Genomic DNA, 11741 nt, shown 5'->3' on the forward strand with positions numbered 1-11741 from the left:
CTGCTTGCAGAAGGGTGTCGGATCAGGCGGTCTGGCCGCCGTCGACGGTCAGCGTGGCGCCGGTGACGTAGCCGCCATCCGGACCCACCAGGAATGCGACGGCACCGGCGATGTCGTCGGGTTGGCCATATCGCCCGAGCGAGGTCAGCGCACGCAGGACATCCGACCCGGCCCCGGTCTCCGGGTTCATGTCGGTGTTGATCGCACCCGGCTGGATCACGTTGACGGTGATGTTGCGGGGACCGAGATCGCGGGACCAGCCGCGGGTATAGGCCGCGACCGCGGCCTTGGTCGCGATGTAGTCGGCCACGCCGGAAAAAGCGATGCGGTCGGCGCCAGTCGTCCCGATGGAGACGATCCGTCCACCGTCGGCGAGCAGCGGCGCCGCCGTGCGCACCGCCGCCGCGACGCCCTTGATGTTGATATCGATCTGCCGGTCGAACGCGGCCATGTCCGCCGCGGGATCCCCGACAAGCCCGGTCACGAAGACCCCTGCCGAGTTGACCAGAATGTCCAGCCGCCCGAACGCCTCGTGAGCCTGCCTCACCAGCCCCTCGACCTCGGCCGTCACCGCCTGGTCGGCGCGGATGGCGAGCGCACGGCGGCCGAGCCCCTGGATGAATGCCGCCACCGCATCGGCCTGATCCTTTGCGTGCGAGTAGCTGAACGCGACGTCCGCCCCGTCCCGGGCGAGACGCTTGACGATGGCCGCGCCGATCCCACGCGAGCCACCGGTTACCAGGGCGACCTTGCCGGCCAGGGGAAGAGGACTGTTCATCGGGGACACTCCATTGGGTTTCGACAGGAGGAGTGTCGCCGTTTCGGCTTCCGCCGATTAGCCGGTAATGGCTTGGTTCATTCTCAAGCATTCGTTTAAGGTCTGAGCATGGAAACGCTTGCCAACCTGGAATCCTTCGTCCGCAGCGCCGAGATGGGCAGCTTCTCCGCCGCCGCCCGTCGGCTCGCCCTGACACCGGCCGCGGTCAGCCGCAACGTCGCCATGCTGGAACGCAACATCGGCGTGCGGCTGTTCCACCGCTCCACCCGCAAGCTCACGCTGACCGAGGCCGGCGAGCGGTTCCTGCTGTCGATCGGCGGCAATCTCGATGCCCTGCAGGCGGCGATCGCCGAGGTTGCGACGGCTGCGGAGGAACCGGCGGGCGTGCTGAAGGTGAGCATGCCGCCGACCCTCGGCATGGCCCATATCCTGCCGCTGCTGCCCGGCTTCCTTGCACGCTATCCGCGCGTCAGGCCGGAATGGCATTTTGAGAACCGCAAGGTCGACCTGATCGCCGAAGGCTACGATGCCGCCATCGGCGGCGGCTTCGACCTCGCGCCGGGCGTGGTGGCACGCCCGCTGGCGCCCGCGCACATCATCGCGGTGGCATCGCCTTCATACATGGCCGGCCGCACCCAGCCCTCCGATCCCTCCGGCCTCGCGTCCTTCGCCGGGATCCTCATGCGCTCGTCGGGCACCGGCCGGGTGCGCCAGTGGATGATGCGCGACGCGGCAGGCACCGAAATGCCGGTGCCGCTGCGGGAGTGCATCGTCGTCAACGACCCCGCTGCCATGCGGGAGGCGGCGCTGCTCGGGCTCGGTGTCGCCATGCTGGCCGTCCCGGACGCGCTGCCGCAGCTTGAAAGGGGCGATCTGCTGCGCCTTCTGCCGAACTGGTATGCCGATGCGGGGGCGATTTCCCTATACTATGCGAACCGCGCCCTGCTGCCCGCCAAGACCCGCGCCTTCGTGAACACCATGATCGAGGCGTTCCGCCACGACCGTCTCGCCGAGCGCTTCGCCGGAAGCCTGGGTCAGTTGGTGAGCAGCCGCTCTGCTGACCGCTGACGACGCACGCCCCTCATCCAACATCAATCATATTCCCTCATGATTGAAATCAAAACTATGCGTTTCTGTTGTTGATCGCAGCCAGCTATTCCTGGTGCAGGAACATCGGCGGGACCGGCAGGGTCGAGAGGGCCACCGCCCCAACGAACTCGGTGCCCCAGGAGTGCGGATGCAGAGCCGGCGCACTCCACCCACGAGGATCAGGTCGGCTGCACAGAGAAGGAGAAGCATCGTGAAGGCAATCGGATACCATAATCCCGGCACCATCGACCGGGAGGATGCCCTGGTCGACCTGCAGGTCGCGGCGCCGACCCCGGGGCCGCGCGACCTCGTCGTCCGCGTTCACGCCATCTCGGTCAATCCGGTGGACGTCAAGGTGCGCGCCAGCGCCCGGCCGGCGGACGGCGAGCCCAAGATCCTGGGCTGGGACGCCGCCGGCGTGGTCGAGGCGGTGGGCAGCGACGTTTCGCTGTTCAGGGTCGGCGACGAGGTGTTCTACGCCGGCGACATCACGCGCCCCGGCACCAACGCCGAGCTGCACGCCGTCGACGAGCGGATCGTCGGTCACAAGCCGAAGTCGCTGAACTGGGCGCAGGCGGCGGCGCTGCCGCTGACATCCATCACCGCCTGGGAGCTGCTGTTCGACCGTCTGCGCGTTCCCTACGGCCGCAAGGCGGGCACCGGATCGCTGCTGGTCATCAACGGCGCCGGCGGCGTCGGCTCCATCCTGATCCAGTTGGCGCGGCGCCTGACCGGCCTGACCGTCATCGCCACCGCCTCGCGTCCCGAGACCACGGCATGGGTGACCGAAATGGGCGCCCATCACGTGATCGACCATCACAAGCCGCTGGACGAGGAGCTGGCACGGATCGGCATTCCGGAGGTCGAATATGTCGCCGGCCTGACCGCCACCGACAGGCAGTTGCCGCACTTCCCCAAGATCGTGGCGCCCCAGGGGCACATCGCCCTGATCGACGACCCGAAGAGCTTCGACATCGTGCCGCTGAAGCGCAAGGCGATCAGCGTTTCCTGGGAACTCATGTTCACCCGGCCGATGTTCAAGACCGCCGACATGATCGAACAGCACAAGCTGCTGGAGGAGATCGCCCACCTCGTCGACGCCGGCGTCTTGAAGACCACCCTGACCGAGACCCTGTCGCCGATCAACGCCGCCAACCTGAAGGCCGTCCACACCACCGTCGAGAGCGGCCGGGCGATCGGCAAGACGGTGATCGCCGGCTTCTGACCCGCGAACCCGGCCCCCGGCGTCGAAGCACTGGAGACGATCGTGCCCGGCGGGCGTATCCTCTCCGGCGGGTCGACGCCCTGCCGACCGGAGCCGGAGAGCCGGACCGCGCCGACAGGACCCGTTCCGCTGCAACAATCGAGAGGAAACATCACGATGACCGTTCCGCCTGCCGACCAGGTCCAGCTCGTCGCCTATCTGGTCGCCAAGCCCGGACAGGAACAGGCCCTGGCCGACGCCATCACCGCCATCGTACCGGCCGTCCTGCAGGAGCCGGGCTGCCTCGCCTACAACGCCCATGTCAGCCGGGAGGCTCCCGGCACCATCGTGATGTACGAGGTCTGGCAGGACAAGGCCGCCCTCGACGCGCACGCCGCGGCGGCGAACTTCAAGGGACTGGCCGCCCAGTTCGATACGCTTCTGAACGAGCCGCTGCGGATCGACACCCTGCGTCGCATCGCCTGACGGACGGCCCCTCTGCCTTGGGGGAGAGGGGCCGCCACGGCTCACAACCGGCGGCCCTGCCGCCGGACCGCCCATGTCGCCGGTCTATGCCGCCGGCCGATGCCACAGGACCGCATCGCGCACCGCCGCCAGGGCCGGCGACGGATCGCCCCTGCGCCAAGCCATGCCGAAGGACAGCAGGGCGGCGGCCTCCGGCAGCGGGCGGAAGGCGACCCCGGGCATCGCGAATCGCGCCAGCCAGCGCGGGACCAGGGCGATGCCGATTCCCTGCCCCACGAGCTGCAGCATCGTCAGTTTCTCCGTCACCTCCTGCACCGGTTGCGGCCGGCAGCCCCGCGCAGCGAACTGGCGCATGGTCAGGTCGTGCAGCAGGGGGCGGCTGTGCCTGGGGTAGCCGATCAGCGGCTGCCCGGCCAGCCAGCTCCAGGACGGCAGGGAACCGGCTTCCGCCGCCAACCCCTCGGGCACCGCCGCGACGAAGGGTTCGTCGAACAGCCGGGTGCAGGCGAGACCGTCATCGGACACCGGCGGACGGAGGAAGGCGAGGTCGATGCGGTGGCGCACCAGATCGGCCTCCTGCTCGGACGAGCTGCCCTCGGTCAGGGTGATGCGAAGCTCCGGGGTTTCGGCGTGCAGCCGGGCGAGGACCGGCGGCAGCACCGCCACCAGCGCCTGGTCGATGCCGCCGATGCGCAGGCTGCCGCCGGCACCGGCCGCGGCCCGCGTCACCCGGAGCACCTGCTCCGCCTGTTCCAGCAGGCGGCGCCCCTCGGCCAGGAAGGCGATGCCGGCCGCGGTCAGGCTGACCTGCCGCGTGGTGCGGAACAGCAGGGCGCAGCCCATTTCCTCCTCCAGCAGCCGCACCTGATGCGACAGCGCCGCCTGGGCCATGGCGAGCCGTTCAGCGGCGCGGCGGAAATGCAGCTCCTCGGCGACGGCGACGAAACAGCGGACCTGACGAAGTTCCAAGCGAGACCCATCCGGTTGGGGGACTGACAGCCGCCGCCATTCTAAGCAGGATTCTCCGGATCGGGCCACCGGCCCGGCCCATTGCACCGGTTCGATTGTTCAATGGAACGATGTCGCCCCGGTGCCGCGTTCCGGACGAGGATGGGTCGTTTCACCGGCTTGAAAGGTCCGCCCGCCATGATGTTCGACGGTTTCGAGGATTTGGAGTTGCCAACCGACGGCGCGCGGATCCGGTTGCGGCGTGGCGGCAACGGCCCGCCCCTGCTGCTGCTGCACGGCTATCCCCAGACCGGCGCCATGTGGCACAAGGTGGCGGAGCGGCTGCGCGACCGCTTCACCCTGCTGGTGCCCGACCTGCGCGGCTATGGCCGTTCCTCCAAACCGGCCAGCGCGCCCGATCACGCCCCCTATTCCAAGCGCGCGATGGCGGCCGACATGGTCCAGGTGATGGGCGTGCTGGGCCACGAGACTTTCCTCATCGCCGCCCACGACCGCGGCGCCCGCGTCGCCCATCGCCTGATGCTCGACCATCCGGCCCGCGCACCGGGTGCCGTGCTGCTGGACATCGCGCCAACGCGGGAGATGTATGCCGGCACGACCGACGCCTTCGCCCGCGCCTACTGGCACTGGTTCTTCCTGTGCCTGCCCGAGCCTTTTCCCGAGCGGATGATCGCCGGCGATCCGGAATTCTACTGGCGGAAGAAATGCGGGTCCGGCAGCGCCGGGCTGTCGCCCTTCACCCCCGAGGCGCTGGCCGAGTATCTTGCCGCCTGGACGCCGGAGACCATCCACGCCTCCTGCGAGGACTACCGCGCCGCCGCCGGCATCGACCTGCGCCATGACGACGAGGACGGCGGCCGCAAGGTCGAGGCGCCGTTGCGCATCCTGTGGGGCGAGTACGGCGTGATCGGCCGCTGCTTCGATCCACTGGGCGAATGGCGCAAGCGCGCCGCCGACGTCTCCGGCCGTGCCCTGCCCGGCTGCCATTACCTGGCGGAGGAACTGCCCGACCTCGTGGCCGATGAGATCGCGGCGTTCTTCGCCGGCGCCCGACCAGGATGACGGTCCGCCGGTCAGGCGGCCGGCACCACCCACGGCCGCGCGCCCGCGTCGGCACGGTCGAAGGCGTCGATGGCGTCCTGATGGCGCAGCGTCAGCGCCACGTCGTCCAGGCCGGCGATCAGGCACTCCTTCTTGAACGGGTCGATGGCGAAGGACAGCGGCCGTCCGTCGGGGCCGGTCAGGGTCTGCGCCGGCAGGTCGACGGTGACGGCGGCGCCCGGCGCCTCCTGAAGCTGGCGGCGCAGCGCCGCCACCGTCTCCTCCGGCAGGGTGACGGTGAGCAAGCCGTTCTTGGCGGCGTTGGCGGCGAAGATGTCGCCGAAGCTGGGGGCGACGACGCAGCGGAAGCCGCCATCCACCAGCGCATAGACCGCCCCCTCGCGCGACGATCCGCAGCCGAAGTTGCGGTCCGTCACCAGCACCCGGGCGCCGGCATAGGCCGGATCGTCCAGCGGGAAGCCGGGCTTGCGCTCGTCGCGGAACAGGAAGTTGCCGTAGCCGGCACTGCGCGGCTTCTTCAGGAAGCGTGCGGGCAGCAACTGGTCGGTGTCGATGTTGGCGATGTCGAGCGGCACCGCCGGCGCGGTCAGCGTGACGAAGGCGTCCATCTTCAGGAAGCTCCCAGCTTGCGGACATCCAGCGCCCGGACATCCAGCGTCCGGACATCGGTGAGGCGCCCCGTCGCGGCGGCGGCGGCGGCCATCGCCGGGCTCATCAGGTGCGTGCGCGCGTTCGGCCCCTGGCGGCCGGGGAAGTTGCGGTTGGTGGTGGAGGCACAGCGCTCCCCCGCCGGAACGAGGTCGCCGTTGATGCCGACGCACATGGAGCAGCCGGGCTCGCCCCACTCCAGCCCGGCGTCGGTGAAGACGCGGTCGAGCCCCTCCGCCTCCGCCTGCCGCCGGACCGGGACCGACCCCGGAACCACCAGCCCCGGCACCACGGCGCGCCGGCCGCGCAGCACCGCCGCGGCGGCGCGCAGATCCTCCAGCCGCGCGTTGGTGCAGGAACCGATGAAGACGCGGTCGATCGCCACCTCCTCCAGCTTCATCCCCGGAGCGAGACCCATGTAGTCGAGCATCTTGCGCATCTGGCCCGCGCGGACCGGATCGGCCTCCGCCCCCGGATCGGGCACCGCCGCCGTCACCGGCACCGCCGTTTCCGGGCTGGTACCCCAGGTCACCGCCGGTGCGAGGTCGGCGGCATCCAGCCGCACCTCGTGGTCGAAGGTCGCCTCCGCATCGCTTGCCAGGGTCCGCCAATGGGCGACGGCACGGTCGAACAGCGCCCCCTTCGGCGCATACCGCCGCCCTTCGATCCAGGCGAAGGTGGTGTCGTCGGGAGCGATCATGCCGGCCCGCGCCCCGGCCTCGATCGACATGTTGCAGACGGTCAGGCGCCCTTCCATCGAGAGGGCGCGGATGGCGCTGCCGGCATACTCGACGACATGGCCGGCGGCCCCGTCGGCGCCGATGGCGGCGATCACCGCCAGGATCAGGTCCTTGGCGGTCACATGCGGTCCCGGCGTCCCGTCCACGGTGATGCGCATGGTCTTCGGCCGGCGCTGCCACAGGGTCTGGGTCGCCAGCACATGCGAAACCTCGGTGGCGCCGATGCCGAAGGCCAGCGCCCCGAAGGCGCCGTGGGTGGAGGTGTGGCTGTCGCCGCAGACGATGGTCAGCCCGGGCAGCGTCAGCCCCTGTTCCGGCGCCAAGACATGGACGATGCCCTGCGCCGGGTCGTGCAGGCCGAAATGGCGCAGGCCGTGGCGGCCGGCGTTCGCCTCCAGCATCGTCACCATGTTGGCGATCTCGGGATCGGCGATCGGCCTGGCCCGGCTGTGCGAGGGCACGTAATGGTCGGCGACGGCGAAGGTCAGTTCCGGCCGGCGCACCTTGCGGCCGGCATGGTCGATCATGCCGAAGGCGTGGAAGGAGCCCTCATGCAGGAAGTGCCGGTCGATGGCGAGCAGGGCCTGGCCGTCGGGACGGGTCGCGACGACATGGGCGTCCCAGACCTTCTCGAACAGGCTGCGTGGCTGTGCGGTCATTGGCTGCGCTCCTCCTTCATGACGCCCGCGGCGGCCGTCCCGGCGATGCGGCCCAGCGCCACCGCGGTCAGCAGGCCATTGCCGGACAGGTAGCCTGACGCCTTGGCGCCGGACACGCCGCAGGCTGCCCCGCCGGCGGCATAGAGGTTGGGCAGCGGCGCGCCTCGGGCATCCAGAACGCGGGCCGCATCGTCGACGACCAGCCCGCCCTGGGTATGGAACAGGGCGCCGGTGACGCGGACCGCCCGGTAGGGCGGGGCCAGCAGCGCCGAGCCGGCGAAGTCTCGGCCGAAGCCGTCCGTTCCGCCCGCCGCCTTCAGCCGGTCGACCTCCGCCAGCGTAGCGGACAGAATTCCCGGATCGATCTTCATCAGACCGGCCAGTTCGACGGGGCTGTCGGCGGTCAGGACCGCCCCCATCGCCTCGGCCTGCCGGAAATCCTCGAACTGGCGGGCGATGCCGGCGATGCGCTCGTCGAAGACCGTCCAGGCGATGCCGTCCGGCTGGCGCAGCACGACCGCGGCCTGCTCCGAATAGCCCTGCGCCTCGTTGGAGAAGCGCCGGCCCTCGGCATTCACCTGCACGCCGCCCTCGGTGATCGTCGCCCAGGTGACGAGGATGCCGGCGGGATGCGCGACCGAGCCGTGCCCCTGGTGGCCCGACAGGTGACGGGTCGCCGCCCCCAGCGCCTCTCCCCACAGCAGCGCGTCGCCCTGGTTGCCGGGGTGGCCGAAATAGAGCGCCTCGGCCAGTTCCGGCACATGATGCCGCACCAGCGCCCTGTTGCCGCCATAGCCGTTGCAGGCGAGGACGAGCGCACCGCAGCCGACCCGCTCCAGGCTGCCGTCGGGCCGGGTGATCTCCACGCCGCGGACGAGCGGTCCATCGGCGTAGAGCGCGGTGACGTGCGCCTCGCACAGCACGTCGATGCCGGCAGCCTCGACGGCCCCGCGCAGCCGGTCGATCAGTTCCGCCCCCGACCGGCTGGGCAGGCCGTGCATGCGCCGGGCGCTGTGGCCGGGGTAGCTGAAATTGTCCACCACCGAGAAGGGCAGGCCATAGCGGTCGGCCAGCCATTCCAGCGCCGGCCCGACCGCCTGTGCGACGCGGGCGACCGCCGCCGGGTCGGGCTCGCCCTTCGCCTTGGCGATGACGTCGGCGGCAAAGCGCTGCGGACTGTCCTCGATGCCTGCGGCGCGCTGCCAGCGGGTGCCCGGTGCCGGGATCAGCCCGGCCGACAGGGCGGTGGAGCCCTGGGGAAGCGCATCGCGCTCCAGCACCAGCACGCCGGCACCGCGCTCATGGGCGGCGAGTGCTGCGACCATGCCGGCCGCCCCGCCGCCGATCACCACCACGGGAACGGTGAACTCGAACTCCACGCCACCGGCGGGCAGGATGCGGCTCATGGGTTTGCCACCTCCTCCATCATCGTGGCGATGTCCGCCACGCGGCAGACCGGACGCAGCGCGGCGATGGAAACGTCATGGACCTGCGGCGTGAAGGCGGCGGTGCCGTCCTCCAGCACGATTGTCTCGAAGTCGCGGACATGGGCCTCGCGGACGGTGGAGGCGACGCCGCCGTTGGTGACGATGCCGCAGACCAGCAGCCGCTCCACCCCGCATTTCGCCAGGACCCACTCCAGCCGCGACATGTAGAAGGCGGAATAGGCGATCTTTTCCACCTCGACGTCCACGGGCTGGAGCGCGTCCACCGAGCGGTGCCCCCAGCTTCCGGGCTTGAAGTCGCCCTTGGCGAGGAAGGGGCGCAGCGCCTTCAGGTGAGGGGAGATCATCGGCTCGCCGCCGCGTCCCGGCACCAGGGTGAAGTTGGTGGAGATCACCCAGCCGCCGCGCGACCGCAGCAGGTCGGCCAGCGGCTTTACCCGCTCCGGCAGCGCCAGGATTTCCGGCGCCGTCTGGCCGGCCCGGCCATAGGCGCCGTCGGGATGCAGGAAGTCGTTCTGCAGGTCGCAGACCAGCAGCGCCGTCCGCTCGACCGGAATGGCGGAAGGGCTCATGCGGCGCTCCTTTCGACGATGACGTTGCCGAACCCGTCGACGCGGGCACGCAGGTCGGGATCGATGACGGTGGTGGCGTCCGGCTGCTCCAGGATCGCCGGCCCCTGGATCACCGCACCGGTCGGCAGGTCCAGGCGGTTGTAGATCGCGGTATCGTGCCAGGCCCCGTCGAACCAGACCGGCCGCCGGCCGGCATAGGCGCCTTCGACGGTCGCACCGGCCTCCGGTGCCAGGGCCGCGAGGTCGAAATGCGGACGCCGGCCGATGGCGGCGGTGCGCAGGTTGACGATCTTGGCGCCGACGCCCGGCAGCAGCCTGCTGAAGGAAGCCTGGTAGGCCCGCTCGAAGGCGGCACGGATGGTGGCCTCGGCGATCCCCGTCGTGCCGTGTTCCACCGACACCGGCAACGGCACGGCGACCGTGTGGGTCTGGCCGATGTAGTGCATGTCGAGTTCGAAGACGAGGTCGATGCGCTCGACGCTGAGCCCGGCCGCCTCCACCACCGCGCGGGCCGCACCCGCCTCCTCCACCATGCGGCGGTCGAGCGCATCCGCGTCGATGCCCGCCAACGGCAGGTTGACCGTCTGCACCTGGTCGTGGCGGATGTCGGCGATGACGCAGCCGAGTGCGGAGGTCACGCCGGGGAAGCGCGGCACCAGCGCCGCCTTCAGCCCGACCTCCTTGATGAGCGCTCCGACATGCAGCGCCCCGCCGCCCCCGAACGGCACGGCGGCGAACTTGGCCGGGTCATGGCCGCGCTCGATGGAGACGAGGCGGATGGCGCCGGCCATCTTGCTGTTGGCGATGCGCACCACCGCCTCGGCCGCCGCCATGACGTCGAGGCCCAGCGGCTCGGCCACATGGGTGGCGACGGCGGTCCGCGCGGCATCGACGTCCAGCCGGGCGAGCTTGCCGCCGATCGGCCTTTCGGCATTGATGCGGCCGAGCAGCACGTTGGCGTCGGTCAGCGTCGGGCGGGTGTTGCCCTGGCCGTAGCAGACCGGCCCCGGCCGCGAGCCGGCGCTTTCCGGCCCGACCTGCAGCATGCCGCCGGGATCGACCCCGGCGATGGAACCGCCGCCGGCGCCGATGGTGGTGATCTCGATCATCGGCGTGCGGACGACCAGGCCGAAGTCGATGGTGGTCTGAGCGGCCAGCATGGTCTGCCCCTCGACCACCAGCGACACGTCGAAGCTGGTGCCGCCGAGGTCGCCGGTGATGACGTTGGGGAAGCCCGCCGCCTTGGAGATCGCCGCCGCGGCGATGACGCCTGCCGCCGGACCGGAGAGCGCGGTGCGCACCGGCAGCCGGCGTGCGGTGTCGGTGGACATCACGCCGCCGTTGGACTGCACGATGTGGAAGCGTCCGCCGAACCCCTCCCCCGCCAGCGCGTTGTCGAGCTTGGCGAGATAGCTGCCGACCACCGGCTGGAGATAGGCGTTCAGCGCGGTGGTGGAGGTGCGCTCGAACTCGCGGATTTCCGGCAGGATGCGGGACGAGCATTCGAGGTTGGCGTTCGGCCAGACCCCGCGCGCCGCCTCCAGCGCCGCCAGCTCGTTGGCCGGATTGGCGTAGGCGTTGATGAAGACAATGGCGAGCGCCTCGGCGCCCTGCGCGGCCAGCCGGCGGGCGCAAGCGCGGACCTCCTCCGGATCAATCCCGGTGCGGATGGTGCCATCGGCGAGCGTGCGCTCCGCCACCTCCAGCCGCATGTCGCGGTCGACGACGGGGACGAAATCGCCCCACAGGCCCCAGGTGTGGCGGCGGTCGCGGCGGCGCATCTCCAGCACGTCGCGGAAGCCGGCGGTGGTGATCAGGCCGACCTTGGCGCCCTTGCGTTCCAGCAGCGCGTTGGTGCCGACGGTGGTGCCGTGGACGATGGACCCTAGATCGGCGACCGACCCGAAGCTCTGCAATCCGGCCAGGAAGCCGACCGCCTCGTCACCGCGGTTGGAGGGCACCTTGGCGGTGCGGAAGCTGCCACGCGCCTCGTCGTAATGGAACAGGTCGGTGAAGGTGCCGCCGACATCGACGCCGACGATGGCGCCCTTCGCAGCGCCCTTGGAAATACCGTTGCTCATGGTCTTGA

Annotated in this window: 11 protein-coding genes; 4 read left to right on the forward strand and 7 right to left on the reverse strand. The window is 70.5% G+C overall.

What is annotated here, in order from left to right; translation table 11 throughout:
* Positions 1-22: 22 nt before the first annotated feature.
* On the reverse strand, positions 23-778 hold the full coding sequence (locus tag J2850_RS16960) for an SDR family NAD(P)-dependent oxidoreductase (RefSeq protein WP_209983731.1): 756 nt from the start codon (positions 776-778) through the stop codon (positions 23-25).
* A gap of 108 nt (positions 779-886) precedes the next feature.
* Here J2850_RS16960 and J2850_RS16965 point away from each other — a divergent pair, with 108 nt between their 5' ends.
* From J2850_RS16965 to J2850_RS16975, 3 genes are all read left to right on the forward strand, one after another.
* The gene (locus tag J2850_RS16965) at positions 887-1846 is read left to right on the forward strand and encodes a LysR family transcriptional regulator (protein ID WP_209983733.1); all 960 of its coding nucleotides are present in this window, start codon (positions 887-889) and stop codon (positions 1844-1846) included.
* Between the two features lie 232 nt (positions 1847-2078).
* Positions 2079-3092, forward strand: coding sequence for a zinc-binding alcohol dehydrogenase family protein (locus J2850_RS16970; protein WP_209983735.1), 1014 nt, complete (start codon positions 2079-2081; stop codon positions 3090-3092).
* 156 nt (positions 3093-3248) lie between these two features.
* Positions 3249-3557, forward strand: coding sequence for a putative quinol monooxygenase (locus J2850_RS16975; RefSeq protein ID WP_209983737.1), 309 nt, complete (start codon positions 3249-3251; stop codon positions 3555-3557).
* 84 nt (positions 3558-3641) lie between these two features.
* Here J2850_RS16975 and J2850_RS16980 read toward each other — a convergent pair whose 3' ends face one another.
* A complete protein-coding gene (locus J2850_RS16980; RefSeq protein ID WP_209983739.1) occupies positions 3642-4526 on the reverse strand; it encodes a LysR family transcriptional regulator in 885 nt (294 codons plus the stop codon).
* Between the two features lie 177 nt (positions 4527-4703).
* Here J2850_RS16980 and J2850_RS16985 point away from each other — a divergent pair, with 177 nt between their 5' ends.
* Complete coding sequence (locus tag J2850_RS16985) at positions 4704-5588, forward strand: alpha/beta fold hydrolase (protein ID WP_246513149.1); 885 nt, start codon at positions 4704-4706, stop codon at positions 5586-5588.
* Positions 5589-5599: 11 nt separating this feature from the next.
* Here the strand turns inward: J2850_RS16985 and leuD are convergent, their stop codons facing one another.
* Genes leuD through J2850_RS17010 form a run of 5 tightly spaced genes read right to left on the reverse strand, consistent with a single transcriptional unit; the run spans position 5600 to position 11733 of the window.
* Complete coding sequence (leuD, locus tag J2850_RS16990; RefSeq protein ID WP_209983741.1) at positions 5600-6196, reverse strand: 3-isopropylmalate dehydratase small subunit; 597 nt, start codon at positions 6194-6196, stop codon at positions 5600-5602.
* A gap of 2 nt (positions 6197-6198) precedes the next feature.
* Positions 6199-7635 (reverse strand): 3-isopropylmalate dehydratase large subunit, encoded by a 1437-nt coding sequence (gene leuC / locus J2850_RS16995; RefSeq protein WP_209983743.1) that lies wholly within the window; start codon positions 7633-7635, stop codon positions 6199-6201.
* Positions 7632-9041: an FAD-dependent oxidoreductase gene (locus J2850_RS17000; protein ID WP_209983745.1), complete on the reverse strand. Its 1410-nt coding sequence runs from the start codon at positions 9039-9041 to the stop codon at positions 7632-7634. Before J2850_RS17000 ends, leuC begins: the two co-directional genes overlap by 4 nt.
* Complete coding sequence (locus J2850_RS17005) at positions 9038-9652, reverse strand: cysteine hydrolase family protein (protein WP_209983747.1); 615 nt, start codon at positions 9650-9652, stop codon at positions 9038-9040. Before J2850_RS17005 ends, J2850_RS17000 begins: the two co-directional genes overlap by 4 nt.
* Positions 9649-11733, reverse strand: a complete 2085-nt coding sequence (locus J2850_RS17010) for a hydantoinase/oxoprolinase family protein (protein WP_209983748.1) — start codon at positions 11731-11733, stop codon at positions 9649-9651. The genes J2850_RS17005 and J2850_RS17010 overlap by 4 nt, the downstream gene beginning before the upstream one ends.
* Positions 11734-11741 lie beyond the last annotated feature (8 nt).

It is taken from the genome of Azospirillum picis, assembly GCF_017876115.1.
GTDB classification, from domain to species: Bacteria; Pseudomonadota; Alphaproteobacteria; order Azospirillales; family Azospirillaceae; genus Azospirillum; species Azospirillum picis.